Below are 26,002 nucleotides of genomic sequence, written 5' to 3' on the forward strand. Positions count from 1 at the left end.
AGACTATTGCCGCCTCAGAAGCCGGAATGTCAGCATCTTGGGTATTTTCATTTTATCAATGATTTGCATAGCTGGGTAAATTAGCGGGTAAATTAAGGACTAAACTCACCGCACGCATGACGATCAGTTGCCCCGCACCTGAAACCCGCATGAGGTCGCCGGTACGCCACTTGATCACCACGACATGGCAGGGTTAATATGCTGAGGCTTGACACTGACTATCAACGCTCACCAAACGGAAATCAATATGCGATGGTTTTCAAAGACCGATCTCGGCAGTACCTTCGCCAAGGATTGCCATGTACTCCTGTATGGCGTGTTCTTCGATTTCAACAAGGCCACGCTCAAGCCTGAGTCCGACAGTGTGCTGGACAAAGTCGCAGCCATGCTCAAGACCGACGCCAGCATCAAGGCCGAGGTAGAAGGCCATACCGACAATGTCGGTGGCGACGACTACAACCTCAAACTCTCTGACACCCGCGCCGCGAGTGTGCGCAACTGGCTGGTGCAGCATGGTATCGATGCTGCGCGTCTGACTTCCAAAGGCTATGGCAAGTCACGTCCTGTTGCTGATAACGGCACAGACGCAGGCCGTGCACGTAACCGCAGGGTGAAGCTGGCGAAATTGAGTTGCAAACCTTGACAAGTCACGATCAATATTTTCAAAAAAAAATTTACACATGACCAAGCTCCTGAGTGAAACCAGAAATCTCAACATCCGATGCGATTTGCCTGCAGAAATTTGGGACAGGGTTCCAGATGTTTATGCACTCATGGAAGGATGGCTGGGCTTTGGAGATGGCATCAAGGGAATGGACGGCATACCGTACTGGTTTGGATTTAATGAAGAAGAAGCGCACATTTCAGCTTCAGTAGAGCCCGGCGGCTTGCAGTTTTTTGTCACGGATATGGATGAAGAAAAATGGAATTTTTGGCTTTCCCATTTAAAGTTGCAAGCAACAAAAATACTTGGATTCAGGGTTGGCGAAATCGAATTGGGTGAAGTGAATTCTGAGATTGAATGGATAGTCGCGTAGGTACGATTAGCGCAGCGTAATCGTACGCATGCCAATCCTGACAACAACAGAAATGCACCTGATTGCAAAGCCTTCATCTACTGGGAAACGATGCGTTTAAAATATGTTTTTGCGAGAAAAAACAAACCAAAAAATTTTAATCCGTAGCTGACATGCGTACGATTACGCTTTGCTAATCGTACCTACACACCCTTCTCTGCTTGCAGACATTAGCATCGCGCAGCCCTTTTGCGACAATGTCACCAGCCCGCTCGCACCACCTTCGCAACTGATCAATCCTTCTGCACAGGCATCTTCCCATATACATAATCTTGGACAAGTACTGTGCCAAGCCTCAATGACTTCAGTATAACTGCGAGGCCGCTGCTGTATCCATTCCAGCATTTGGAGAGTAAGGCAGGTGTGCGCGTCGGGCATGATATTTCCCCCCTGAGTTCAGATCAGATCAAATGCAACATCCCTGCACCTGCCCCGGCAGCGATCAGTATGACCGGGTTCAGTTTGCTGCGCACGACAATGATGGCTGTAAGCAAGGTAATCACGTCAGTGCGCCAGCTGGCAGTGTCGAGTTGGGTGAACAGGCAGGCAGTGGCCAGCAAGAAACCTATCGAGATAGGGGCAAAGGTGTCGCGCACGGCCGCTGTCAGGCGTATGTTGTAGTTGGAGGTATCCAGGCTGATAACGGATAAGGTCAATATCGTTGACGGGATGATGACTGCAAGTGTCGTCAGTATCGCGCCTGTCCAGCCAGCGATGAGCCAGCCTACCAGAGAGATGAACAAGAGATTGGGGCCGGGCGCTGCCTGGGCGATGGCATAGGCTGAGGCGAACTGGGCGCTGGTGACCCAGTGTTTTTCAGTGACGACAAAATGGCTGATGTCGGGTGCCATCATCACCAGCCCGCCGCCAACTGCCATCATCGACAGGATGGACAGATGCAGGCACAGGTCCAGCATGGGGGATTCGTCATTCATTTTTGTCTTTCAGAAAATAAGCAGCCACGCTGCCTGGTAAGGCCAGCAATACGAAAACAATAATCAGGCGAAACTTGAGCAGAGCCAGCCCGGCAAAGGCCAGCGCCATCAATACCACCTGCAAACTGATCCTGCTGTTGAACAGCCTGCTTTTGTCTGGCTCCGCACTCTGGGCATTTTTTCCAAACAAGGACATTGCCATCTTGAGCGCTGTTGACAACACCAGGCCCGCTGCCACGGCTGTCATACCTGTCAATGCATCTTGCACCACGGCCAGTTTGCCAAAACGCTGGTAGGCAACGCCGAGCGCGATCACCAGCAAAAAAGGGGCAATGATCAGGCCTGCCATCGCTGCCAGCGCACCTGGGATACCGGCATAGCGCTTGCCTATCATCAGGGCGACATTGCAGATTGTAGGGCCGGGCAAGACTTGGCTCAGGGCCAGGTAGCGGGCGAATTCTTCTGCGGTGAGCCAGCGGTATTGCTCGACCAATGCCCGGTAGGCAAAGGGCATGACGCCGCCAAAACCTGTCATCGCTATTTTTGAAAACACCAGGAACAGGCGCCACGCGGAGATGCTGGCAGCATCATTGGCAACCAGAGTGGATAAAGGCGGATTCAGCATGGGGCACCATCTAATCGGTAAGAAATATTTTCTGCATGAACATCTTCTTACCTGGGCAATTAAAAGTACAATGAATTTATTTAGACGATTGATTCATTTTTCTTATGAAAATCGATATTCTCGGTGTGCAGGCTTTTGTGGCCATCGCCGACCATGGCAGTTTTAACAAGGCGGCTGATGTGCTGTTTGTCACGCAAACGGCGGTAACGCAGCGACTGCGCAATCTGGAGATTTTTTTGGGCGTGACCTTGCTCGAAAGAACCACCCGCTCCATCGCCCTGACCAGGACCGGGCAAGACTTTTTGCCGCAAGCAAGAAGGTTATTGCAAGAACTGTCCGCCGCCCTGACCGAGATACGCGAAACCGGCAAGGCCCTGCGCGGTGATGTGTCGATTGCCTGCATACCAACAGCGGGGGTGCGCTACCTGCCGCAAGTCATCCGCGAATATTCTGCACTATTCCCGGATAACCGTATCAAGATACTCGACCATGCATCAGTCGGCGTGGCAGAGGCCGTGCTACGGCGCGAGGCTGAATTTGGTATCAACCTCGCTGGCCCTAACCATCCTGAACTGAGCACCACGCCTTTGCTGGAAGACCGCTTCGTGCTGGTTTGCCGTGATGATCATGCACTGGCCAGACGCAAAAGCCTGTCGTGGTCACAATTGCAGCCCTACCCTTTGATCTTTGCCGGGCAGGCCAGCGGCAACCGAGCGCTGCTCGATGGTTACCTGGGCGCAGAGAATATGCATGGTGGCCGGAGTGCGCAAGATGGGCAGGCGGGTTTAAGCCTGCAGATACATTATGAGGTACAGCGCAACTCCACCGCACTGGGCCTGGTCGATGCCGGTATTGCAGCCGCCATCGTGCCCAATCTCGCCATGCAAAAAGCCAACTACCCGCGCCTGCGCGTGATCAGGCTGCAAGACCCTGTGATTTCGCGAACCCTGGTGCTGGTGGCCCGCAAGGCCGCCCGCCTGTCACCGGCGGCGCAGTTGTTATATGACATGATCAGGGATAGCCGGGTGGTCAAATAAACGGGAGTAAGGCAAACTGTTTGTTCCGATACTCAACCGGCAAATATCAATCACCTTATATTTATTCTGGCTACACTTTCCTGATATCAGTAATCAGTAAAAACACAAAGCCGGTCTCAAACGGCACGCGGTAAATACCCTTGGTCTTGAGCAGATAATTGGCCACGGTTGCCATTTCCCATCCATCTGACAATTGCGCAGGCCAGCTGCGTTGCGTCAGTTTGTTGAACCGGTGTTTTGCACCGAGGCTCCTTAGCACATCCATGCGTTTGTATAAGGCTGGGGTGATGGTGGAATTACCCCAGCTCCATAGCCAGGTCTTGCTGCGATCAGAATAAGAACCGACAAACTCAATTCTGGCACTGAGCTTGACCACACCCCCATCTGAAAATGTGAGCTCACCTGTAACCTGGTCAAGGTCCCAGTGTTCATAGCTGGAAACCTGGTAATCATCATCAAGCGCTTTTTGGGTGGCTGCTGAATAGTCTGCACTAGCGCTCAGAACTTGCTCCCAGCCTTGTTGGCGGGCCTGGGCGTTTGTCGTTAGCAGAGCCAATGCAAATATGACAAAAGCTAATATGCTGAATCCAGTCAGGCAGCATGCAGTAGTGCATGAATAGCGGTCCTGCCCCATTATCTGCATTCCCCCGCAAAAAAACTAACTCAAGATTACGCCGCCAATGACAAAAATGATCAGCCCCAGAACATAGGAAACCAGAAATTTCCCATACAAACCATTGCGCTTCGCCAGTAAAAAAATATAACCAGGAATGAAGAGCGAGATGAAAGCCTTGCCGGGTTCAACTTTAAAAATCATCGCTGCCAAATACATCTGCGCAATGAAGGCAATGAGAAGCCCGGACAATAATGCTGTAACTCCAAAAGTATGCATGTCTATATCGATGCTATGCTAATACTTCAATGTATCACGGGAAAAGCAGAAAAGACTAGCTTGCTGTCACATACTAATGAGAATAAGTTTGGCACTCGCTCATTCAGTTCAATCAAGCGGATCAGCATTCATTTTAGAGATGAGTTGAGCTGTTCCCAGCAACCTGGCCCCCGCCCCCTCTTCTGACAAGGCATCCAGCGGGTTACGCAACTTGCAGGCCTTGATGGACAGGCAGCCGCAGCCTATGCAGTCGCCCAGTTGTTCACGCAATTCCATGAGATTATTGATGCGTTCATCGAGTTCTGCCTTCCAGCGTTTTGACAACCTGGCCCAGTCGGCCACGGTGGGTGTGCGGCCTTCAGGTAATTCTGCCAGGGCGGTTTGTATGGATGCAAGCGAAATGCCCAGGCGCTGCGCGACCTTGATGACGGCGATGCGGCGCAAGACATCGCGCGCATAACGGCGCTGGTTGCCTGCATTGCGCTGGCTGTGTATGAGCCCCCTGGCTTCATAGAAGTGAATGGCTGACACAGCGACACCACTGCGTGCCGCCACCTCACCGACAGCCAGCGGTTTGCCTATATCTTGCGGATTGATTTGTGCCATGAAAAATCTCCTTGACCTCAAGTTAAGTTGAGGTTTTACACTACTCTTCGCCTGGTTTCAAGCTAACATTTGGAGAAATAAAGATGACGACAGAAAATCAAGTTGAACAGAACCACACCGGACAACATCACACCGAACACAATCTTCAACTCGTGCGCCGCCTGTATGAAGACTGCTTCAATACCGGCAATCTTGATCTTGTACCACAGATGATCTCCACTGATTTTGTTAGCAACCGTGGCGAGCATGGTCAAGTGGAATTCGCCGCCAATATCGCGGGCTTGCGCAAGGCTTTTCCTGATGTGAATTTTGCCATTGAAGATATCTTTGGCGCAGCTGACAAAGTGGCAGTCAGGTGGACCTTCAGCGCCACTCACAGTGGCCCTTTTGCTGGCTTTCCTGCTACAGGCAAGGCAGTAAAGCAGCAGGGCAATGTGATTTACAGGATCAAGGATGGCAAGATCGCCCAGGCCTGGGTGCAGATAGACAGGCTGGGTTTGATACAGCAATTGGAGCTTAATGCATAGCACCAGAAAGCAAGATCGTTTTACCTTGCGCTTGCGGTACCTGGCTCAGCAAAGCTTTGGCAACGGCAGTTGCCGCAATGGGCCGGTAATTGGCAGGGATCAGAAAACCGATTAGCTTGCTGATCGCCAGGCCCAGCTTTTCTCCGCGCCGCTCTGGCTGCCCCAGCACTGCCCTTTCGCCAACCAGTAGCGAAGGTCGTGCAAAGACCATGCCTTCAAACGCCATTTTCTCCAGGGCGTTTTCGAGCTCACCTTTGACGCGGTTATAGAAGACGCTGGAATTCGCGTCAGCCCCCATCGCACTGACCAGCCCCAGCTTTTTGACGCCCGCAGCCTGCGCCGCCCTGGCGACAGCCAGGTTGGCATCGTAGTCTAAGGCACGAAAAGCCTGCTGGCTGCCGGCGACCTTGATGGTGGTGCCGAGCGCCAGATACACGTCATCTGCCTGCGGTAAAACTGGCAGACTGGAGAAATTGACGATATGTGTCCGCAGCTTGGGATGCTGCACCGTTGGTGGCCTGCGGCCAAGGCTGTGTACTTCAGCCACGGTATCATCAGCCAGAAGGCCAGCAAGAATTTCTTTACCCACCATGCCGGTGGCCCCGGCGATGATGACGGTTCGCTTTGCCATGTCTGAAACTCCTTGTTGAAATGCTCAGTGAATTAATTTCATCTCCAGCTTTTGTCAGCGCTTCGTGGATGCTGCTATCCTGATCATAGCCGAACTTAGCTTGCGCGAGGCATATCAGAACTTAAAACTGCCGGATTTGCATAAGCATGCTACCTCGCATACTGCTTCCCTTGAAAACTGCCTGGTATCGGCAACAATAACCGTACAACGTCCGGCAATGCCCCATCATCAGAGAAAGGTGTCCAATGGCTGCAAATATCCATCCCACCGCCCATCCCTATTACGAATCGCACCGCGCCGCAATGGAGGCGGCAATGCGCCAGCGCCTTGATCTTGCCGGAACAATGTTGCGTGAACAAGCGCAACTGTCCGACATCGATGCGATCAGACAAGAAGTGATGGACGAGTTCGACATCGTGCTCACCCACATGCCGTATGTTGGTGGCGCGGCAAGCAGGATGAGCGATTTCTTCATGCGCCTGCTGGGTTTTATGGCCATCAGCCGGGTGCTGCGGCGACATGGCGTGGCGCTGTCTGTCATTGGCGACATCGAGCGCGAAACCTACAAAGCACAATTGCTGAGCTTGCCAGAAGCAGATCGCCTCGCGTCGGGCGATCAATTCATGTCAGCAGAAAACCAGGCTTTGCTGCGCGAGCAGGCTGCGCAAAGTGCGACAGCAAGCCATCAGCAAGCGTTTCCGCAAGATTTTGTATATGACTTTGTCGAGCCTGGCCCAGGCGACAAGTTTGAATTTGGCATCAACTACAAGGCCTGCGGCTTTTGCAAATTCGCAGCCTGCCACGGCGATAAAGAAATCCTGCCTAACATTTGCGGGCTGGATTTTGTGGCCTATGCAGCACGGGGCATACACCTCGAAAGAACGCAAACCCTGGCGGGCGGTGCGAGTCACTGTGATTTTCGCTTCTCAAAGCTGACAGTTGGCTGAAGCTGATTCAAGCCGTCATTGACTGCCCAGTAGGGTGCGTCTTGACGCACCAACCCAGCAATTTTAGAAAGAGACGTGGTGCGTCAAGACGCACCCTACCTCAGACAGCCACCACAGGCACCAAAGTACGCAAGCGCAGGGTAATCGCCAGACCCACACTGAGTATGCCAGCCAGCAGCATGACCACGCCCGCCCAGCCGTGGCTGGCCCAGACCACGCCAGTGAATGAACCAATGAGGCTGGAACCGAGGTAATAAAAACACAGGTAAATTGCAGAGGCGACTGCCTTGTAAGCCTGCGCACGGCGCGCGACCCAGCTGCTGGCGACTGAATGTGAGGCAAAGAATCCAAAGGTGAACAGGGCCACGCCAGGGATCATGATGTACAGTGAATTGGACAGGCTCAGCAGCAAACCCGCCATCATGACCAGCAAGACTATCCACAGCACACCACGGCGGCCTATGCGATCTACCAGACGCCCTACCCAGACCGAGCTGCCCATGCCCAGCACATATAGCAAGGCAATCGTGCCTGCGGTACTCTGGCTAAAGCCAAACGGTGTGCCTTGCAGACGGTAACCTATGTAGTTATACACACTGACAAAGCAGCCTGTCAGCATGAAGGCCAGGCAAAACAGCATGCACAGGCCACCATCTGACAAATGCAGACGCAAGCCCTGGTGCAGGCTGCCCCAGACCCTTGCCGCCGGTTTGAAGTTGCGTGCCAGCGGCAGGCTGCGCCAGAATTCCCACGCGGCATAGATACCGGCCACGCCTATCACTGCCATCGCCGTGCGCCAGCCAAAATGATCACTCAACAGGGCAGACAGCAAGCGCCCTATCATGCCACCCATGGCACTGCCTGCAATATACAGACCCACTGCCGTGCCCATGGCTGCGGCCTCTATCTCTTCCCCCATGTACGCCACCGCCACTGCAGGCATACCACCAAGGGCAAAACCCAGCAGGCCGCGCAAGAGCAACAACTGGCTAAAATCTTGCGTCAGCGCGCACAACACCGTGGCAATCGCTGCCAATGCCAGCGCCGCCACCATCATGGGCTTGCGGCCTATGCGCTCGCTGATGGCGCTGGAAATCAGTAATGAAAACGCCAGCGACAAAGTCGATATCGACAAGACCCAGCTGCTTTGCGCCGGACTCAGCGCAAATTGCAAAGCCAGCGAAGGCATCAGCGGTTGCATGCTATACAACAGTGAAAAGGTAGAGAAGCCACCAAAGATCATGGCGCGGGTGATATGCCGGAATGCTGGCGTGCCTGCGACGATACGGGCTGGCTGGTTTATTTGCTGCGGCGGGGTAATGCTGGCGACGGTCATGATGGTGTGGCTGGACGATCAGGGAGTAGCCATCTTATATTTGCGCTTTTATAGCGTCCAATATATATTTAAGGCGTTAGTAATACATTTTTTAGATGATTGAATAACGAATAGTGATAGCTTCTCGTAGGTTGGGCTACGCTTCACCAGCCCAACACTCGGCGCTTGAATAACGTGTACGTTTGTTGAGGCCCAGTGTTGGGCTGATACCCCGTAGCCCAACCTACGCCCTATTCAACCTACAACCACACCCCCATGGAACTCCGCCACCTCAAATACTTCATCGCCGTCGCCGAAGAACTGCACTTCACCCGTGCGGCGGAGCGGCTGCACATAGGCCAGCCACCTTTAAGCCATGCGATACAAATGCTGGAAGCCGATGTCGGTGCGCAGTTATTTGAGCGTAGCAAACGCTGGGTGCGCCTGACGGAAGCGGGCAAGCTGTTCTTGCAGGATGCGCGGCATATCCTGGCGCTGGCTGAGCAGGCCAGCGAAAACGCCCGCCGCGCCCAGCGTGGCGAGACGGGCGAGCTGCGCATAGGTTTTACCTTCTCGACGCCGTTCACACCCCTGTTTGCCACCGTCATCAACGGCTACCGCGAGCAATACCCGGATGTGACACTGACATTGCGCGAGATGGCGACCAACAAGCAACTCGAAGCACTCAGCCAGCATCATCTTGATGTGGGTTTCATACGTCCGCCAGAAGGCGGTGAACTGGCACGCGGAGTATCGTCACCGCTACGCTTTCGCAAGCTGCGTGAAGACCCGCTGGTAGCCGTGCTGCCGAGCACGCATGTGCTGGCAAAAAAGAAAAAAGTGCCCATGAAAGACCTGGCACAAGAAGCCTTCATCATGTACCCACCCAGCGCAGGCACCGGCATTTACCCGCACATTTTGCGGCTATGCCATACCGCAGGCTTTGCCCCGAGAATCGCGCAAGAAGCGAATGACGCCTCCACCATCATCGGCCTGGTGGCTGCTGGCTGCGGCATCTCCATCTTGCCGGGTTCGTTTTACACCATCCATTTTGATGGCATCTGCTACCGGCCTATTGCTGATGCGGGGGCAACCACCTCGCTACTGCTGGCGCAGCGCAAGGGCGAGGTGTCGCCATTGGTGGAAGCTTTTGTGAAGCTGGCTGGCGGGCTGGTGTGAGTAGCGAACAGTCGCGGTAAAAATCGTAACACCAGCCTATTGCTCAGCAACCGGGCGAGCCGGATACAACCAGCAAAACACCAGCGTCGCCACCGCCGCCCCCAGCAATTGCGCAATGATAAAACCCGGCGCATCGACAGGGCGTATGCCCGCAAAGCTATTACTGGCCGCCCGTGCCAGCGTCACTGCGGGGTTGGCAAATGAGGTTGAAGAAGTGAACCAGTATGCCGCCGTGATATAGGCCGCCACCGCAAATGGTGTCACCGCCGGGCGGCTGCGGCTGGTGCTGATGATGACCGCGATCAGGCCAAAGCTGGCGACAAACTCACTCCACCACTGTGCCATGCCGGTGCGTGCATGTGCCGAGGCAAAGAACAGCGGCAGGTCAAACATGGCATGCGCCGCCGCTACTCCGGCAAAGGCACCCAGCACTTGTAGCAGGATATACGGCAGCACATCCCTGGATGGCAGGTTTTGTTGATAAGCCTCAGACAATGTCACGACAGGGTTGAAGTGCGCACCCGAGACGGGGCCAAACATCAATATCAATGCGATCAGACCCGCGCCCGTGGCAATGGCATTGGCCAGCAGCGCAATCGCAACATTGCCACCCGCCAGCCGCTCTGCCATGATGCCCGATCCCACCACGACAGCCAGCAACAAGGCGGTGCCCAAACCTTCTGCCACCAGACGTCTTGCCATGCTCATGGGGTGATCTCGCCTATCTGGTCCAGCGCGGCCTTGAACTTTTGCCTGTCCTGCGCCAGGGTTTCCAGCGGCAGCGCAAGCATGGCCTCGATGCGGGCACGCAGGATGCGGTAGGCAGTCATGAAGGCAGCGTCGATTTCTTCATCTGTCCCGCTGACATGGGCAGGGTCTGCCACACCCCAGTGGGTGCGCAACACTGGCCCCAGATAAGCCGGGCAGGTTTCACCCGCAGCACTGGCGCAGACGGTGATGACGATGTCCGGTGTGGCTGGCAGATTGTCCCATGATTTGCTGGCATAGCCCGTGGTCGAAATACCTTCCCGCGCCAGCAATGCCAGCGAACGCGGGTGTACTTCCCCCGTTGGCTTGCTACCCGCACTCATGGCATGCCAGCCTGCAGGGGCCAGATGATTGAAAGTGGCCTCACCGAGGATGGAACGGCAGGAATTGCCGGTACACAGAAACAAGACGTTCATAAGTCACCAAAAATTGAAAACAGAAATAAAGAAAAAGCAGAAACTGCCTGCACTGCTATCGCTTATTCAGCGGCACATTGCTGCACCTGTACCGGCGTGCATGGATTGCCGCCACAGCAGTTTTCAGTCAAAAAGCCCAGCATCTGGTTCATCGTCGTGATATTCGCCGAGTAAATGACAAAGCGCCCCGCCTGGCGTGACTGCACCAGCCCGGCATGCGACAGCTCTTTGAGGTGAAACGACAAGGAAGAGGCAGGTATGCCCAGCTCTTCACCTATTTTGGTGGCGGCCCTGCCTTGCGGACCAGCCCGCACCAGCAGGCGGAACACCGCCAGGCGTGACTCTTGCGCCAGCGCGGCCAGTGCCAGTAATGCTGCTTTGGTTTCCATCATATCCACGTCCTTGCGATTAGGAATAAATTCTATATTTCCATAATAATGGAAATATAGAATTACTGTAAAGCCGATTTTAAAAGAACTTGCATGAGGGGATTTTTGTGTTATCCTTTATTCGTCAATTAACGAATAAGCCGTATGTCCACCACTTGCTGCACGACTGAACCTACCGTTCTGGAGATGGATTTCCAGCCAGAAGAGATTGCTGCGCTATGCAAGGCGCTGGGGCATCCTGCGCGGGTCAAGCTGCTCAAGCACTTGTCCAATTATGGCGAATGTTTTTTTGGCAGCCTGACCGACATCCTGCCACTGGCAGCATCGACGATATCGCAGCATGTGAGCATACTCAAAGAAGCGGGCCTGATATTGGGCTCGGCTGACGAGCAACGTGTTTGCTATTGTGTCAATGAAGTACGTCTGGCGCAGTTCAAGAAGCTGGTAGCGGGTCTTTGAGCTGGTTTTTTTTGCCTTTATATTCGTATTTTGACGAATAACGAATTGATGTAGAAACACACTGATATAGTCCTCATTGGAAATGATTGGAGATCATGATGAAACCACAGACCAGCGCATTACCCATTGCCATCATTGGTGCCGGGCCCGTCGGGCTGGCGGCAGCCGCGCACCTGCTCTTGCGCGGACAGCAGCCACTGATACTGGAAAGCGCAGCAAGCATTGCCGCCAACCTCGCCAGTTATCGCCAGGTGCGCCTGTTTTCGCCATGGCGCTACAATCTGGACCAGGCTGCAGTCAGCTTGCTGACAGCCTCAGGCTGGCAGCAGCCTGATCCTGAAAGCTTGCCAACTGCCGGGGAGATGATAGACCACTACCTGCAGCCACTTGCCCGGCTACCCGCCATCGCAGCAAGTCTGCACCTGCAACACCGTGTCATCGCCGTCAGCAGGCAGTCTTGCGACAAGGTCAAGACCAAAGGACGGGAAGACGCCGCCTTTGTCTTGCGGGTAGCAACACCAGAGGGCGAACGGGATTACCTCGCCAGCGCCATTATCGATGCCAGCGGCACCTGGTCGCAACCCAACCCGCTGGGAGCGAATGGCATACCCGCCATCGGCGAAGAGCAATATGCAGCCCACATCAGCTACGGCATGCCCGACATACTTGGCACACAGCGCCAGCGTTTTGCTGGCAAACGGGTGCTGGTCGTGGGCACCGGGCATTCAGCCGCAGGCAACCTGCTGGCGCTGGCGCAACTGGCAGAACAAGTGCCGGGCACCACCCTGCTGTGGGCAATCCGGGGCAATCATGTTGCCAAGGTATTTGGCGGCGGCAGTGCCGATGGCCTGCCAGCACGGGGGCAGCTTGGTGCCCGCCTGAAGGCCTTGAAAGATACTGGCCAGCTCAGCCTGTACCGCAATTTCAGGATACGGCAATTGCAGTCTGGCGAGCATGGCATCACCGTCATAGGCGACATGCATCAGGGTGAAACACCTGTCCTTTCCGACATAGATGAAATCATCGCCTCCACCGGGGCCAGGCCCGACCTTAGCCTCAGCCGTGAATTGCGCCTGCGCCATGACCCCTGGCTGGAAAGCACGGAAGCCCTCGCGCCACTGATCGACCCCAACGAACATAGCTGCGGCACGGTGCGCCCGCATGGTCACCGCGAGCTGGCCCACCCTGAGCCTGGCTACTATTCAGTGGGAGCCAAGAGCTATGGCCGCGCCCCCAACTTCCTGATGGCGACAGGGTATGAACAGGTGCGCTCCGTAGTTGCCGCATTGACGGGCGACCTGGCTGCCGCCGACGAGGTGCAGTTGAGCCTGCCGCAAACCGGCATCTGCAGCACACAGCCAGTCTATGAATTGCCAGAGAAAGAAGAGCCAGCGGCATGCTGTGGCGGCGCTGCACCGGCAGGTGCAAACGCCTGTTGCGCACTCGATGCCACTGAAAAAGCCAAAGGGAATGCGGGTTGTGGATGCAGTACACAAAGCGAGACGCCAGCAATGCCAACGCTAAGCAAACCAGAGGCAAGCAAGCCAAAATGCTGCTCTTGAGATTTCCGGGTACCTATCGATGAACCAGCAGCTACTGACCAGAAAAACCATCGCCATCCTGGGTTTTACCCAAATCGCCTCCTGGGGTTCGCTGTACTATGCCATCGCCATCCTGGCACCGTCCATCCAGCAAGAAATGGGCTGGTCATCTGGCACCGTGTTTGGTGCTTTCTCCTGGAGCCTGCTGGTGGCCGGGCTGGCCTCCGCACCGGTGGGCATGCTGCTCGACCGTCATGGCGGGCGGCTGGTGATGGCCAGTGGCTCTTTGCTGTGCGCTGCAGGCATGGTCTTGCTGAGCATGGCACAGGCCAAGGCTGTGTATTTCATGGCCTGGACGCTGCTGGGACTGGGAATGGCGCTGAGCCTGTATGAAGCCGCCTTTGCGACCATCAACCGCATGATACTGGCGAACAGCCGCCAGGCCATCTCTACCCTGACACTGTTCGGTGGCTTTGCCAGCACCGTATTCTGGCCGCTGACCTTGAAACTCAACAGCCTGCTGGGCTGGCGTGACACCTACCTGCTGTATGGCATGCTGCAATTGTGCCTGTGCCTGCCGCTGCACCTGATGCTGGGTACCGCCAAAGCCAGCGATACACGAGCCAGCAACGCACCAGCCAGCGCACACGGCCATGCCTCACCGTCCAGACCTGGCCATACCCTGGCCGAAGCCTTGCGCCATCCGGCATTCTGGAAACTGGCACTGGCCTTTTGTGCGAACAGCTTTGTGTTTTCTACGCTCTCGGTCCACCTCATCCCCTTGCTGGGCCAGTTTGGTCACGCCAGCGCCTGGGTGGTCATGATGGCTGCCTTCATCGGCCCCATGCAAGTCGCTGGCCGCCTCGGTGAAATGACGTTTGCCAGACACGCCTTGCCACAGACCGTCGGCAAATGGGTGTTCACCGCCCTGCCGGTGGCCTTGCTGGTGCTGATGTCATTTGGTACGCAAGCATGGGCAGTCGCCCTGTTCTGCCTGCTGTACGGCCTCAGTAATGGCATCCTGACGATAGTGCGCGGGACGATACCGCAAGCCCTGTTCGGGCGGGATAATTATGGTGCGATTTCCGGCGCTCTGGCCGGCCCCTCGCTACTATCCAAAGCTGCAGGCCCACTTGCGATGGCTGTCGTGGCGCAAGATTCCACAACACCTTACCCGTTTCTGCTGATACTCTTGCTGTTTACCCTCGCCTCACTGGCATTTTACCTCGCCACCATCAGGCAGCAAGCAGTGAGCCTGGAAGCCAGCTAAACCCTCTCAAGCCCAGCACGATGATACGAACAGCCACCGCCGCCGACGCCGCCGCCATCATCAACATCTACAACCACTACATCGCCACGACCACCATCAGCTTTGAAGAAAACCCGGTCACAGAACAGGAGATGGCCCAGCGCATCAAGGATGTCAGCGCCAGCCTGCCATGGTATGTAGAAGAACAGGATGGCGTAGTCATCGGCTATGCCTATGCCACCCCATGGCGGGCACGCAGCGCCTACCGGTTTTCAGTAGAAAGCACGGTGTATGTCGCCGCCAGCCATGCAGGCAAGGGAATAGGCAAGCGGCTGTATCAAACCCTGATAGCCGACCTGCGCCAGCGCGGCATCCACGTCACCATAGGCGGCATCGCCCAACCCAACACAGCCAGCGTCGCCCTGCATGAAAGCCTGGGTTTCGAGAAAGTCGCCCACTTCAAGGACGTGGGACGCAAGTTTGAACAATGGGTGGATGTGGGTTATTGGGAGCTGCGGCTGGGGTGAGTACATGAAGACTGACTGTATCATACGCCCGGCGACACCATCAGATATCGCCATCATCAACCGCCACCGCTTCCACCGGGAAGACGAACAGCAAGAAGACCTGGATGCGTATGCAAACTGGCTGGCAGGCACACTGGCTACGGGCAATTACCTGGGCTTGCTGGCCCAGGCCGGGGACACCGTTGTCGCGGGTGCGGGTCTCTCCATACTGGATTGGGGACCAATACGCGGCGATACACAAGCGCGTCGCGGCAGAATCGTCAATGTCTATACCGCACCAGACTGGCGCAGGCTGGGCATTGCCAGGGCACTGGTCGCAGGCGTGCTGCAACTGGGCAAGGAGCAAGGCCTGAACACCTTCAATCTGAGTGCCTCAGAAGAAGGCCAGCCACTGTACCGGGACCTGGGCTTTGTTTCTTATCCGACGGAGATGATATACAGGTCAGGAACAGGTCAGGAAAACAAGAGAGTTAGTACAGGTTGTCAAAATCATTCTGGACGTCCTTGGAGTTCAAATGACTATTTCACTTCTTCGTAATAATCGTCATAGGGCCAGTAATCCGCATCATTTGCAGATGCCATATTTGTGATACAACGATGTTTCAACAGATTGATGCGATCTGCAGTACTCAAATAATCCATCATCGCGTGCGCAGGGATAGGTTCTCTCAAATCAATCGCCTTGACGCCACGATCAACGTTATAGGCATAGCGATCACCCAGATCAAAATCACGCCGGAAATCTGTCCGCCATTGTGAATTGCGTCCCCATCCATGGGAGAGATCATTCGCTGGCCGGTATTTCCTGCGATACGCCCAGTATAAACAAGAGCGGTCTGCAATTCCCCTTCTTAGCAGATGCGCAGGGGCTTTCACCCTGACGCCCGCACGTGCAAACATCATATTCCCCAGCATGAAGGCAGGCCATAACACTTCCAATAATTCGATACTGTTACCTTCACTTTGAATCACCTCCACGATTTCACATGAAAATGTGTGAAATTGCACAGGTTTAAACACCTCAAAACCAAGGTGTGTGAATAATTCTGTGTAGTTATCCATCGTCGTACCTAAGCCTGCAACATCAAGGTCTCCAGGCTGAAACGACAACAACATCAGATCGCTCAGGCGCGAAGCACAATATAGATTCATGCTTTCACCTTCCAGTAATTCTGGCCACGGATGTGCGCTGCAATCCCGATCACGGATTTCTTTGAAATATTGTCCAGCAGACTTCAACGCATCCCAATGCGCGAGAAAAACCTCTTGCCAGATTTGCTCTCCCTGATACTCGCAAACAGCAGCATACAAATTACGCAAACTACCAGACTCGTGCCTCTTTGCATCAAAGGGAATCGATAAAATAGGCATCACTTAATTGGCTTTCTATTTCAAATCTGATGCAGCGCCGGAATCAGAATTCTCCACTTCCCACACCAGGTTTAGCGACTTGCAGCGCAGGCAATCGACAATTGCGCCATCACCCAATACTGATTTGCACTGGTGGCAGCGACGGCCTGGCAGAGCGACATGCATGAAAGTTGCCTTGGCTTCACCAATGGAACAGGAAGTCATCGCCCGTATCGCCGGAACAAATCCCAGAAAATCAGCTTTTGCAGCTTTGGCATGCAAAGCTGCCCTGCAAACCTCATCTTCAACCCAGATAAGTTCTGACAAACAACCACATTGCTTGCAGCGCGGCTCGCGCTGATTAACTTCATCGATATTCATTTACTGCTTTCAATCAAACAAATCCAGATTAGTCGGCACCACTATCTGCGGCTTCTTGGGCTTGATAATCTTCGCGACTTTCTCCACCGGCGGCTTGGGAAAGAAATCAGCGAACATGCGATCAGCCGGATAAGGCCGCAAAAAGGCGCGGGCGAATTCCGGGTCGCGGCAGGATAGCCAGTCATCAAAATCTTCTGGCGGCACGATGACGAGCGAGCGTTTTTCTTCGCCGGGTTTGTGAAAGCGGCTCATCAGCGGGTGCTCGTCGGCATTAATGGTGATTTGCGTGAAGGAATAGCTGACGCTGCCATCTTCCTGCGGCCATTCCTTGTACAGACCTGCCACGGCAAAGTCAGGTTCTTCGATGAGGCCTATGCGCCAGCGCTCTGCTGCGCCGCTTTCATAATTGGGTTCAAAGAAGTGTTGCATGGGCACCAGGCAGAGTTTGCCGCTGTGCCAGGATGGCGCATAGCTGCGCAGCGATCCCAGCGTCTCTGCCCTGGCATTCATGGTAGAGAATCGCTTGACGCCGGGCTGCATCTTTGACTTGGGTATCATGCTGTAAGCACCTAACAGGGCTTGCCGTCTGCCCTGCTCATCATGCCTGATGATGGGGGCATCGTAGTCTTGCCAGACTTCAACATTCCAGTCGTACATGCTCCTGCCGTGGACTTTGAAATACTCCATCAGCTCAGGGCGCGTGGGGGTGTAGTTGATGCACATGGATAATAGCTAGTTAAACTCGTTGGATTTCGTCGTTGCTCTCATTTTCTCACATCTGCCATGGTAAAAATGCCGCCCGATTACCGCTGCTTAAAACTTGCGCAGCCAGCCCTTGTCTGGTTATAGTCCTGCTTTCATGTTATTGAAAAAGCAAAATCAGGAGACAAGAGCATGTCCACAACAAGCACCCCAATATGCAACGCAAGACCAGGCTTAGCGGCAAGCCTGCTCAGCATGGCCGTGCTACCTGCCCTGTCCGCATTCTTGCTGTATGCGCCAATCGCCAGCGCGCAAGAACAGGCAACATTTAGCATGACAGCCAGCAACCCGGCCTTGTCGGCCTGGATGCCCTGTATAAAACCCTGGCAGCACGCAATGACATCGACAGCACGCATGTCGCCTTGATGGGCGGCTCTAAAGGCGCAGAAATGGCCTTGCTGTCTGCCAGCCTGCTGCCCTGGGTAAAAGCCGTAGTCGCCATCGCCCCGAGCGACCTGGTATGGGAAGGCTTTGCCATGGACAGGATGCTGGGAGCTGGCCGTTACGGCAGCTTCAGCTACCAGGGCAAGACCCTGCCCTATACGCCCAATGCCGGTCTCGACAAAGCCTTTGCCACTACCCAGCCGGTGCTGGCCCACATCTACATCGAAGGCCGCAAAGCCTACCCCGAGCGCGCCAAAGCTGCCCGCATCGCGGTAGAAAATTTCAAAGGCAAACTCTTGCTGATCGCAGGCGGTGATGACCAGATGTGGCCATCGCTGGACATGGCCAACAACATCGTCAACAGCCGCAAGGCAGCCGGGCTGGAAACAGAATTGCTCACCTTCCCCAAGGCCGGGCACCTGGTCGGCGGTGATGGCTACAGCCCGAATGATTACTACACCCCATTCGCCATGGGTGGCAATGCCAAAGAAGATGGCCATGCACAGACTGTCGCCTGGCCTGCGACCATGGGGTTTTTGAAGAAGGCTTTGCAGAGCAAAAAATGACGGTGATCCTGCGGCAGGCTAAAAGAAGTTGTTGAGGCTGCCGCCAATTTGTTTATGATGAGGGCTTTTGCAAGCCGCCCTCATCTTCACATCACCAATTTTTCCCATGCATTCCAGTCTGAAAGTTTTACTTGCTCTGCTTATCCTGATGGCTGGTATTTTGCTGTTGGACCGCCAGCTTCCAGCCACAGAAATAATGACAACGATCATCAGCAGCGATGCAGGCAACATGCGTTATGACTTGCCTCTCAGTGGCGGTGACGAGGCCAGTTGCAAGCCACGAAATACAGATGCACTGCCACTGCCTGCCCAGACCCTGGTGGTGATACAACACACGCCCTTATTCGGTATCTGCCTCAGTGTAAAGCCAGTGCCTAAAGCTGTGCTGGCCTGCCGTGACGAACAAGTAGAAAAAATCTACCAGCAGGCGCTGGAATTTGAAAAACAATTGAAACTGGTGCAGGCGCATGATTACTATGAAGCGGTGTGTACCGTGCGTGGTTCAATGATTAACAATTCAGACAACAGCAATTCACAGGATATCAAAAAAGATCCCTGCGAGACTAGCCAGAGACTTTATACAAAGACGCAAAAAACCTACGATGCTGTCATCGCCGCCCTGGAAAATGTGAAATCAGGAACCGGGCAATATCCAGACAAGCTTGACAGCATACGGGGCGGCCTGTCTCCCATCATGCAAGAGCTGGCACAAGATTTTGTCTATTGCAAAAAAGCCAGACCCGGCGACAGAACTGCCCCATGCTCTGATGGTGGCGAATCTTTTTCCGATCACGAAATTACTGTTGACACTGGCCTGCACATGGCCAGGCCAGTACTTGAAAAAAAACTGGCGATACCGCAGTTTTTGCATTGCGTGGCTGCTGGTACAAGCAAACAATGAGCGATGCCAGTCAATTACATCCAAATCACAATGGCATGTTCTGGAAGAAAGCACAAAAACTTCTTGCTGAATCACACGCTACAATACTCCCTAATCTCGCTGCCTATCGCCGCACATCTTAAGCGTTGAACTTTTCGCCGCAACACCCCTGAATCTCGTTTTCATGTGAGACATATCGCGGCCGATGGCACAGTAATTTCAGTGGATGAATATGACTGATCCAAGCATTCGGTTCATGCAGATACAATTTGCGCAAAGTAAAAGCACTAAAATAAGAAACGCGTGCACGCCAATTTTTGGCTGCATGATCGCGCAGCAATTGCATTCGATAAGGGGCTGCACATTTTTTCTATGCGATTTATGCGAGCGCTCTCATTGATTCATGGATAATGGGGACCATAAATCAATGGCATGAAACATAAAATAGCAGGAGAAACCAATGATAGAAGACGTCGTTTCGCTTTTAATAAACGCTGGGAAAATTTCCGATAATTTCAAAGAAATTCGATTTTGCACCGATTTTCTAAGCGCTAATTTTGCATCTGATTATTCGCTGCTTCAATTTAAGAAGAGCTTTGTTGCGGATGATCTGGAATCATTAGTGAACCTGATTATTGAACCAAAAAACACATGTTTTGAGAAATTATTGCATTTCGAATTGGAAATTCAAGAGCGGTGGCATTCGCTCAATGGCATACATCATTTCCAACTAGGTCAATTAATGCTATACCGTGAAGTTGCTGTCTTCAGATTTGTTCATACGATGCTTTCAAGTAAAGCAATAACGGGGGCTATATATTTTTTTGGCAAAAATTACGAAGAACTCGTTGCCAGCGACGATAATTCACAAAGGCAACTACCATCATGGATTAACTCCGTTCCATGGAAAAGATACACTGGTGTCAGGTCTGGTATAAGCGCCAATATTCCTTCGTATATGCTGAGCGAAGAAGAGGTTGCTTCCTGGCCTGAAGTGGATTAGAAAATTCAGCGCAGCTTATCGTTGGTCTGCATGTGCCGCCCGGCTTTTAGCGCAAACATTTATATACCTTGTGTGAGAAAGTTCATTTAGTGAGCGATACAACAAAATTGATGGCCGAAGAAGTAATCACGTTGATGATCGCGTCCGAAATGATTACCAGCGATGGAACAAGCATCAGATGTTGTCTGGACTCCTTGACGAGCTGTTTTTTTGCCGAGGACTCAAGGTTTCATGTTAAAAGCAGCTTCATCACAGATGACCCAGTGTCACAAGTCAACCTGATTCTGGAACCAGATTCTAGACACATGACAACTTACTATGTTGCGGCTGAAATAGAAGATGCATGGACTATCTACAGTGACTGTCGGCATTTCCAGATCGGACAAATTGAAAGGTTTCGGGAAGCCTCTGTTTTCAGATTTGTAGACACCTGCAGTTCTGGAGTAGCAGTGTCCGGCACAATATACATCATGGGCAATCAATATAAAAAACTGTCCGACGAGCATGTGAAAATGGGGGATTATATCGATAACTGGACAGGTACTATATCCCATCAACGCTTTCTGGCAAGTGCAGAAAAATACGCGGAACTAGTCAATTTTGACTTACCCAACGAGAAAGAGGATTAGCATTACAAATTGCTATTCACACAATATATCATGCTCATTGAGTCTGTCGTAGATAACATTTACGATACCTCACTCAGCCAGATGCCTTTCAGCCATTAGTTATCAATCACTCGACTACACGATTTGGTTTTCTGCATATATTACATGCCTCACGGATCAAGCGTAGCCGCGCAGCCAAGGCCCGATGTTCAATCGGAGTCTCAATGGCTGAACGACCTTGCCATACATCTTATCTAAGGCTATGCCTGAAACGCAAAATTAATCTGCCCCGTCAAGGTCCCGCTTCCTTCAGTCGGCACATACACTGCCTGTATCGCAAACCCCACCAGCGCCGCATTGGATGTGATGGTGGTGCTTGCGCCCGTGGCATCTGCATTGGCATTGCCGCTCATGGTGATGGTGCAGGGGCTAAAGGAGATGATGGTTGTATTTGCGGGTATGCCTGTGCCTGTCAGTACCTGGCCAGGGGTCAGGTCATTGGTACTGCTGACGTTGGTGATCTGGTTGTTGCCACTGGTGACGATGCCGGCAAAACTCAGCACATTGGCGGGAATGTCAAAGGGCGTGACATTGGTGGCGCTGCTGACGCTGGAGGCTGCGACGCTGGCGACCACGTTTTGCGATGAGTCTATGAGGTTCAGCGCCAGTGTGCCAGCGACTGCTGCGACTGGCAGCACAGTGGTGACGCTGACAGTGGTACCAACCGGGAATTGCGGCGGGTTCAGACTGACTGCAAAATCACCGCTGGGGCCTGTGAGTTGCACGGTCTGGGTGGCAACGGCAGGCTGGTAATTGCTGTCGCCGGAATAGACCGCGGTGACGGTATAGCTATGGGTATAGGCCCCATCAGGCAAGGCGGGAACACTAAAGCTGGCGGCTGCAGCCTGGCCATTTGCCAGTGCTACACTGGTCTGATTGCTGGTGTTGCTCATGACGCAGCCATCGACAAAATAACTGATGCTGCCCGTTGGCACAGCACCGCTGCTGACTCCAGAAACGCTGGCCGCAAGTTGCAGGCTGCCGCCCTGATTACCGCTGGCGGGGGCAGTCAGCGTCACTGTCGGCATGGGTGTGCTGCCCCAGGTGCTGAGGGTGATGCTGACATTGCCGACACTGCTTTGCTGGATATTGGTGCTGCTGCCAAACTTGTCGTCGTATGGAAAAGCATAAGCCAGGCCGCTCTCGGTCAGGCCAGCCTGATGCCAGTATTTGACCCAGTAGTTGAAGGGCTGGCTATCTGGATACCAGGTGCTGCTGTCGCCCCAGGTCGATGGCTCATTAAGGATGATGCCACGGTTGAAGGCGGCAGAAATTGAATTCTCCAGATCACCCTGCACCGCCAGTGCCGCACCGCTCAGGCCACGCAGGGTATTGTCAGCAAACACGGCATCGCAGGCGAAGATCATTTGCGAGGCAGATTCCTTGGCCATGGCGGCGCTGATCCATGCAGGTGGTGCAGCGACTGGGAAAACCGGGGTGTAGTCAGCAAGTGCATTTTGCGTCGAGAACGGGTAGTAAATCGTGTAGGTATTGCTGTCGGTGCCGCTGGCGTCAGCGAGTGAAAGTGCATAGCCGCCGTCAGTCTGCAAAGTCACGCTGCCGCTATAAGTCAGTGACTGACCAAAGGCTGAGGATTGCAGACTAAAAATCTTGCCGCCGCCATTTGCAGGCACACCAGGGCTTGATGTGGCGGGGCTGGTGAAGTATTGCAAGAAAAAGTTATCGACCTGGGCATTGAAATAATTGTTCAGCGCATCGCTGGCGGACACATTGGGGTTTTCGCAAATGTCCTTTGGCGAAACGATACGCATGGGCGCGGCACTCAGGCATTCCATGAAAGGGCTGGCGTTGTCCTTGTTGCTCTGCTCCTTGATGAAGGTCGCAAAATTGCTCATGTCGCTGCCATTGAAAATATCGTCGCGCACGCCAACCACACCAACCGGCCCGGCCATCACTGCCGTTAAAGCTGCGCCAGTGGCGGTGGCCGTAGCTGGCAGGTTCAGTGTCATGCTCGTGGGGTTGGCACCCACAGGCACGCTGACCACCGCGCTTCCAGGAGCCATGCCGCTCCCAGTCACAGGTACGCCCTGGCCCAGGCCAGTTGTCGCTGTCAGCGCCGTGACCTCGGTGCTGCCTGCGGTGGTGTCTCCCGTGAAGCTGACGTTATAAGCCTGCGTTGCCGCAGCATCCTTGAAGAACTGCAATTGCATGGGCAAGCCAAAGGCATCGACCTGTGAGGTATCAATATCGACATTGATGCTACCGTCCGCATTCGAGGCGACGGTAAATTCGAGAAAATCATAAAACGTGCCGGTACTCGGGTCTTGCGCACTGGCCGGGCTGGGTGATGAGACTGAGGCAGGTGTGGATGTGACCGACACCTGGGCCTGCGTGGGTGCACCGACAGAAATCAAAATGCGCCCCGAATATTGCTGGTTGTTGTTGCCGTTTGCATCCCCTGAATAAGTCGGCGCTGGCAGACACAAACTATTGCCCCATTGCGTGAGTGTGTAGCTCGGCAAGATAACGCCATCTGGCGAATTGGGCCCTGGCGGCGGCAAATCAGCCACGGCAGTCGGCACTACCTGCGTCTGCCCTGCCGTTGGCGGCACCAGATAATAATTGGCACCCTGCGCCGGGGTCTGGTTGTTGCCGGGATTGACGATAAGGCTGCCATACACCGTCACCCAGACATTGTCATTATTGGCGGGCGAATTATTGGTGATGCTGACGGGGACAGACGACTGGATAGAAAAGGAAGACATGGAGGGCGCTCCTTGAAGGTGATGACATTGTAGAAAAGGCAGGCGGCAAGCCCACCACGGCTGACGCAATATCCTTGCCTATTCTACATGATCAAAACACAAAAAATCTGCCTGATCTCATGGTCGAAAACAAAGCTGCGACACATCCATGCTGCTCGCCGCCAAATCCCTCCCTTAGAGAACTGATGAGTTGCCCCCCTGGCAGCAACATCTCAGGCAATGATAATGCTGGTCCCCTTGAAACGTATGCTTCCATCCTTGTATCTGGCAAACGCCATCCATTCAACATAAGAAAAATCCCGGCCCATGATTGCCTGGTAGCACTGCACAGGCTTGTTGAATGGCCAGATACGGTCCCATTCATTGAGGCATCGCTCTGCCTTTACCTCATGCACGGCAGCTACATGCAGCAAAGATGGATCATCGGCGTTGCGGCTATAACGTTCCCAAGGCAAACCTGCCTTGCGCAAGAGGGCGATGCCACTGAGTTCGGCCAGGTTCTTGATCTCCATCGAAGCTTCCAGCGTCATGTCAGGAGAGATTTCTGTCCATTGCTGGCCGGGGTAAAACTGCTCACGATAATCCAGGGACGGACATAGGCCTTTGCTATTGATGCGGGCTGCATATTTCCTGCTTTCACTTTCGCGAAAATGCCAGGCCCGGTTCTCCCATTTGAGGCTCACCTCATCAAACACGCAAGCCTTACCCTGTTTGATGGCAGGTTTGCTGACCACAAACGCATCTGGCTTGGAAAGACAGCGCACCAGCGTCATGCCATTGTCCAGCTTGTAGCTCGATTGCGCCATGACGCTGGCGCTCAACACTTGCTCAACCGCTGCGATGTCACAGGATAAATTGGGGACTTCATAAATAATGATCGGTAGCATTACTTTCTCCAAAAATCCCAGATGCTGCGGGGCACCTTGGCCGGATAATCACGGTAATTATCAACCAGTATTTTATAGTCTCGCTCTACAGGTCTGGGTGAACGGATAATGTCTGAGGCGTAGGACATAATGCCGGGCCGCATTGCAGGATCGATATATTTGAATTCATCGTGACCTCGTCCCAAGGCATGCAGGACTTCATGCCCGGTGACATTGAAATTACGGCCACGAGGCAGGTACATCGTCAAATCATTGCTGTCCCAGTATCCACCGGTATTTTTAGGCAGTCTGCGGTTCTCTGCGACCTTCTTTCTGAAGGCCTCGTCGTCCATCACATTCATTTTGAATGCAACGGGCTCATCTTTTTGCGCGAGATGAAAATCTACATTCATGCCGTATTTACCGTCTTTGCCATTGATCAGATTCAGTTGTTTAACTGCCAGATCACAATCAGGAACGGTACCTATACATTCCAGTGCGGCCTTGGCAGAGAGTACGTTATCAGTAATGTTCAGGTTTTGCAAATTACCCAACTGTGGGCCATTCCATTCGCGTATGGAGCCGGGTCTGGGTTCTGGACTATTTGCTATATGTGCAGCAATACTCGCGCGGATTTTTCCTATATCTTCAGGCGAGACTTGCGAATAATATTGACTGCCCTTTCTGGCAAAGTCAGCATAGTCCACCTCAGGTAAACGACTAACATCCAAACCCAAGTCATTCTTGAATACCTGACGCTGCAACCATATCACTTCCTGCTCGCGTGTGAGCCCTGGCGGCGGCAGCTCTAAAGGTTTTCTATGTCTTTGCAACACGTCGGCCCCCGTATATCCTGCCGCCGCCCCTGCCTGGTCTTGCTCATTGGGATGCATGGCAGCATCCATAACCTCCCCATCGTACTCACCCCATTTGGCTGGCTCCTGATTGACATCGCGCATCTCGTAGCGTTGCCAGCTATTGAAGGGTAAATCTGGCTGCAGACTGCCACGCAACAGCAAGGGATCACCCCTGTCGTTCATACCGTCTGCCCTTACTGGTATAACTTGCTGCGACCAGGAAACTGCCTGTTCCTGACCGGGTCGCCGATCTGCCTCGAATGCAGCGATACCATTTTGCGAGCTGCTGTCGCTGTCTGGCAAGTCCGCCAGATCGTCATCCAGAACTGGAAAAAAATAGGGCAAGCCATCCCTGCCTGTATAGGTGTTTCTTGTCATGTCATCCTCTATGACGTTAGTGGTCCATCGTTTCCTACGCCTGTCTTTCTGCGTGCATGATG

Annotated in this window: 32 protein-coding genes; 16 read left to right on the forward strand and 16 right to left on the reverse strand. The window is 53.6% G+C overall.

Annotated elements, in window-relative coordinates:
- Window positions 1-247 precede the first annotated feature (247 nt).
- Both UNDKW_RS19310 and UNDKW_RS19315 read left to right on the forward strand, forming a co-directional pair.
- Complete coding sequence (locus tag UNDKW_RS19310; RefSeq protein ID WP_162060031.1) at window positions 248-643, forward strand: OmpA family protein; 396 nt, start codon at window positions 248-250, stop codon at window positions 641-643.
- A gap of 37 nt (window positions 644-680) precedes the next feature.
- Window positions 681-1,037 (forward strand): hypothetical protein, encoded by a 357-nt coding sequence (locus UNDKW_RS19315; protein WP_162060032.1) that lies wholly within the window; start codon window positions 681-683, stop codon window positions 1,035-1,037.
- A gap of 440 nt (window positions 1,038-1,477) precedes the next feature.
- On the opposite strand, the gene UNDKW_RS19320 is transcribed toward UNDKW_RS19315, so the two are convergent.
- Together UNDKW_RS19320 and UNDKW_RS19325 are read right to left on the reverse strand one after the other, a co-directional pair.
- Window positions 1,478-2,011 carry a chromate transporter gene (locus tag UNDKW_RS19320; RefSeq protein ID WP_162060033.1) on the reverse strand — a complete coding sequence of 178 codons (534 nt, stop codon included), beginning with the start codon at window positions 2,009-2,011 and terminating at the stop codon, window positions 1,478-1,480.
- Entirely contained in the window at window positions 2,004-2,636 is a 633-nt protein-coding gene (locus tag UNDKW_RS19325; protein ID WP_162060034.1) for a chromate transporter, read from the reverse strand. The genes UNDKW_RS19320 and UNDKW_RS19325 overlap by 8 nt, the downstream gene beginning before the upstream one ends.
- 104 nt (window positions 2,637-2,740) lie before the next feature.
- On the opposite strand from UNDKW_RS19325, the gene UNDKW_RS19330 reads away from it, so the two are divergent.
- Window positions 2,741-3,673 carry a LysR family transcriptional regulator gene (locus UNDKW_RS19330; protein WP_162060035.1) on the forward strand — a complete coding sequence of 311 codons (933 nt, stop codon included), beginning with the start codon at window positions 2,741-2,743 and terminating at the stop codon, window positions 3,671-3,673.
- Window positions 3,674-3,743: 70 nt separating this feature from the next.
- On the opposite strand, the gene UNDKW_RS19335 is transcribed toward UNDKW_RS19330, so the two are convergent.
- The 3 genes from UNDKW_RS19335 to soxR all read right to left on the reverse strand — a co-directional run bounded on the left by UNDKW_RS19335 (window position 3,744) and on the right by soxR (window position 5,171).
- On the reverse strand, window positions 3,744-4,229 hold the full coding sequence (locus tag UNDKW_RS19335; RefSeq protein ID WP_162060036.1) for a DUF6882 domain-containing protein: 486 nt from the start codon (window positions 4,227-4,229) through the stop codon (window positions 3,744-3,746).
- A 102-nt stretch (window positions 4,230-4,331) separates the two neighbouring features.
- On the reverse strand, window positions 4,332-4,565 hold the full coding sequence (locus UNDKW_RS19340) for a hypothetical protein (protein ID WP_162060037.1): 234 nt from the start codon (window positions 4,563-4,565) through the stop codon (window positions 4,332-4,334).
- 108 nt (window positions 4,566-4,673) lie between these two features.
- Window positions 4,674-5,171 carry a redox-sensitive transcriptional activator SoxR gene (gene soxR, locus UNDKW_RS19345; protein WP_162060038.1) on the reverse strand — a complete coding sequence of 166 codons (498 nt, stop codon included), beginning with the start codon at window positions 5,169-5,171 and terminating at the stop codon, window positions 4,674-4,676.
- 83 nt (window positions 5,172-5,254) lie between these two features.
- On the opposite strand from soxR, the gene UNDKW_RS19350 reads away from it, so the two are divergent.
- A complete protein-coding gene (locus tag UNDKW_RS19350) occupies window positions 5,255-5,698 on the forward strand; it encodes an ester cyclase (protein WP_162060039.1) in 444 nt (147 codons plus the stop codon).
- Here UNDKW_RS19350 and UNDKW_RS19355 read toward each other — a convergent pair.
- Window positions 5,688-6,329: an NAD(P)H-binding protein gene (locus tag UNDKW_RS19355; RefSeq protein ID WP_162060040.1), complete on the reverse strand. Its 642-nt coding sequence runs from the start codon at window positions 6,327-6,329 to the stop codon at window positions 5,688-5,690. The two genes, UNDKW_RS19350 and UNDKW_RS19355, sit on opposite strands and share 11 nt — an antisense overlap.
- Before the next feature lie 245 nt (window positions 6,330-6,574).
- Here UNDKW_RS19355 and UNDKW_RS19360 point away from each other — a divergent pair, with 245 nt between their 5' ends.
- Entirely contained in the window at window positions 6,575-7,276 is a 702-nt protein-coding gene (locus UNDKW_RS19360; RefSeq protein WP_162060041.1) for an L-2-amino-thiazoline-4-carboxylic acid hydrolase, read from the forward strand.
- Window positions 7,277-7,376: 100 nt separating this feature from the next.
- On the opposite strand, the gene UNDKW_RS19365 is transcribed toward UNDKW_RS19360, so the two are convergent.
- A complete protein-coding gene (locus UNDKW_RS19365) occupies window positions 7,377-8,612 on the reverse strand; it encodes an MFS transporter (RefSeq protein ID WP_162060042.1) in 1,236 nt (411 codons plus the stop codon).
- Window positions 8,613-8,867: 255 nt separating this feature from the next.
- On the opposite strand from UNDKW_RS19365, the gene UNDKW_RS19370 reads away from it, so the two are divergent.
- Window positions 8,868-9,770 carry a LysR substrate-binding domain-containing protein gene (locus UNDKW_RS19370; RefSeq protein WP_162060043.1) on the forward strand — a complete coding sequence of 301 codons (903 nt, stop codon included), beginning with the start codon at window positions 8,868-8,870 and terminating at the stop codon, window positions 9,768-9,770.
- Between the two features lie 36 nt (window positions 9,771-9,806).
- On the opposite strand, the gene UNDKW_RS19375 is transcribed toward UNDKW_RS19370, so the two are convergent.
- The 3 genes from UNDKW_RS19375 to UNDKW_RS19385 all read right to left on the reverse strand — a co-directional run bounded on the left by UNDKW_RS19375 (window position 9,807) and on the right by UNDKW_RS19385 (window position 11,343).
- Window positions 9,807-10,478: an MIP/aquaporin family protein gene (locus UNDKW_RS19375; RefSeq protein WP_162060044.1), complete on the reverse strand. Its 672-nt coding sequence runs from the start codon at window positions 10,476-10,478 to the stop codon at window positions 9,807-9,809.
- Window positions 10,475-10,954 (reverse strand): arsenate reductase ArsC, encoded by a 480-nt coding sequence (locus UNDKW_RS19380; RefSeq protein ID WP_162060045.1) that lies wholly within the window; start codon window positions 10,952-10,954, stop codon window positions 10,475-10,477. Before UNDKW_RS19380 ends, UNDKW_RS19375 begins: the two co-directional genes overlap by 4 nt.
- Window positions 10,955-11,016: 62 nt before the next feature.
- Window positions 11,017-11,343: a helix-turn-helix transcriptional regulator gene (locus tag UNDKW_RS19385; RefSeq protein ID WP_162060046.1), complete on the reverse strand. Its 327-nt coding sequence runs from the start codon at window positions 11,341-11,343 to the stop codon at window positions 11,017-11,019.
- A gap of 144 nt (window positions 11,344-11,487) precedes the next feature.
- Between UNDKW_RS19385 and UNDKW_RS19390 the strand changes: the two genes are divergently transcribed.
- From UNDKW_RS19390 to UNDKW_RS19410, 5 genes are all read left to right on the forward strand, one after another.
- Window positions 11,488-11,802 carry a helix-turn-helix transcriptional regulator gene (locus UNDKW_RS19390; RefSeq protein ID WP_162060047.1) on the forward strand — a complete coding sequence of 105 codons (315 nt, stop codon included), beginning with the start codon at window positions 11,488-11,490 and terminating at the stop codon, window positions 11,800-11,802.
- Between the two features lie 98 nt (window positions 11,803-11,900).
- Window positions 11,901-13,364: an FAD-dependent oxidoreductase gene (locus UNDKW_RS19395; RefSeq protein ID WP_162060048.1), complete on the forward strand. Its 1,464-nt coding sequence runs from the start codon at window positions 11,901-11,903 to the stop codon at window positions 13,362-13,364.
- 19 nt (window positions 13,365-13,383) lie between these two features.
- Window positions 13,384-14,613, forward strand: a complete 1,230-nt coding sequence (locus UNDKW_RS19400) for an MFS transporter (RefSeq protein WP_162060049.1) — start codon at window positions 13,384-13,386, stop codon at window positions 14,611-14,613.
- Between the two features lie 20 nt (window positions 14,614-14,633).
- The gene (locus UNDKW_RS19405) at window positions 14,634-15,119 is read left to right on the forward strand and encodes an arsinothricin resistance N-acetyltransferase ArsN1 family B (protein WP_162060050.1); all 486 of its coding nucleotides are present in this window, start codon (window positions 14,634-14,636) and stop codon (window positions 15,117-15,119) included.
- Window positions 15,120-15,123: 4 nt separating this feature from the next.
- Window positions 15,124-15,657 carry a GNAT family N-acetyltransferase gene (locus tag UNDKW_RS19410; protein WP_162060051.1) on the forward strand — a complete coding sequence of 178 codons (534 nt, stop codon included), beginning with the start codon at window positions 15,124-15,126 and terminating at the stop codon, window positions 15,655-15,657.
- Here the strand turns inward: UNDKW_RS19410 and UNDKW_RS19415 are convergent.
- Genes UNDKW_RS19415 through UNDKW_RS19425 form a run of 3 tightly spaced genes read right to left on the reverse strand, consistent with a single transcriptional unit; the run spans window position 15,639 to window position 17,573 of the window.
- Complete coding sequence (locus tag UNDKW_RS19415) at window positions 15,639-16,490, reverse strand: hypothetical protein (protein WP_162060052.1); 852 nt, start codon at window positions 16,488-16,490, stop codon at window positions 15,639-15,641. The genes UNDKW_RS19410 and UNDKW_RS19415 overlap by 19 nt on opposite strands.
- A 15-nt stretch (window positions 16,491-16,505) precedes the next feature.
- On the reverse strand, window positions 16,506-16,850 hold the full coding sequence (locus UNDKW_RS19420) for a hypothetical protein (RefSeq protein ID WP_162060053.1): 345 nt from the start codon (window positions 16,848-16,850) through the stop codon (window positions 16,506-16,508).
- A gap of 9 nt (window positions 16,851-16,859) precedes the next feature.
- Window positions 16,860-17,573: an SOS response-associated peptidase gene (locus UNDKW_RS19425; RefSeq protein ID WP_162042577.1), complete on the reverse strand. Its 714-nt coding sequence runs from the start codon at window positions 17,571-17,573 to the stop codon at window positions 16,860-16,862.
- 171 nt (window positions 17,574-17,744) lie between these two features.
- Here UNDKW_RS19425 and UNDKW_RS19430 point away from each other — a divergent pair, with 171 nt between their 5' ends.
- The 5 genes from UNDKW_RS19430 (at window position 17,745) to UNDKW_RS19450 (ending at window position 21,074) form a co-directional block, all read left to right on the forward strand.
- On the forward strand, window positions 17,745-17,978 hold the full coding sequence (locus tag UNDKW_RS19430) for a hypothetical protein (RefSeq protein WP_162060054.1): 234 nt from the start codon (window positions 17,745-17,747) through the stop codon (window positions 17,976-17,978).
- On the forward strand, window positions 17,978-18,562 hold the full coding sequence (locus UNDKW_RS19435) for an acyl-CoA thioester hydrolase/BAAT C-terminal domain-containing protein (RefSeq protein ID WP_162060055.1): 585 nt from the start codon (window positions 17,978-17,980) through the stop codon (window positions 18,560-18,562). The genes UNDKW_RS19430 and UNDKW_RS19435 overlap by 1 nt, the downstream gene beginning before the upstream one ends.
- Window positions 18,563-18,758: 196 nt before the next feature.
- The gene (locus UNDKW_RS19440; RefSeq protein WP_162060056.1) at window positions 18,759-19,463 is read left to right on the forward strand and encodes a hypothetical protein; all 705 of its coding nucleotides are present in this window, start codon (window positions 18,759-18,761) and stop codon (window positions 19,461-19,463) included.
- Window positions 19,464-19,902: 439 nt separating this feature from the next.
- Window positions 19,903-20,445, forward strand: coding sequence for a hypothetical protein (locus tag UNDKW_RS19445; protein ID WP_162060057.1), 543 nt, complete (start codon window positions 19,903-19,905; stop codon window positions 20,443-20,445).
- 110 nt (window positions 20,446-20,555) lie between these two features.
- Window positions 20,556-21,074 carry a hypothetical protein gene (locus tag UNDKW_RS19450; RefSeq protein WP_162060058.1) on the forward strand — a complete coding sequence of 173 codons (519 nt, stop codon included), beginning with the start codon at window positions 20,556-20,558 and terminating at the stop codon, window positions 21,072-21,074.
- 239 nt (window positions 21,075-21,313) lie between these two features.
- Here UNDKW_RS19450 and UNDKW_RS19455 read toward each other — a convergent pair whose 3' ends face one another.
- The 3 genes from UNDKW_RS19455 to UNDKW_RS19465 form a co-directional block, all read right to left on the reverse strand.
- Window positions 21,314-23,839, reverse strand: coding sequence for a beta-1,3-glucanase family protein (locus UNDKW_RS19455; RefSeq protein WP_162060059.1), 2,526 nt, complete (start codon window positions 23,837-23,839; stop codon window positions 21,314-21,316).
- A 212-nt stretch (window positions 23,840-24,051) separates the two neighbouring features.
- Complete coding sequence (locus UNDKW_RS19460) at window positions 24,052-24,726, reverse strand: hypothetical protein (RefSeq protein ID WP_162060060.1); 675 nt, start codon at window positions 24,724-24,726, stop codon at window positions 24,052-24,054.
- Window positions 24,726-25,940: a hypothetical protein gene (locus UNDKW_RS19465; RefSeq protein ID WP_162060061.1), complete on the reverse strand. Its 1,215-nt coding sequence runs from the start codon at window positions 25,938-25,940 to the stop codon at window positions 24,726-24,728. Before UNDKW_RS19465 ends, UNDKW_RS19460 begins: the two co-directional genes overlap by 1 nt.
- Window positions 25,941-26,002: the final 62 nt, after the last annotated feature.

The organism is Undibacterium sp. KW1, from assembly GCF_009937955.1.
Classification (GTDB): domain Bacteria; phylum Pseudomonadota; class Gammaproteobacteria; order Burkholderiales; family Burkholderiaceae_D; genus Undibacterium.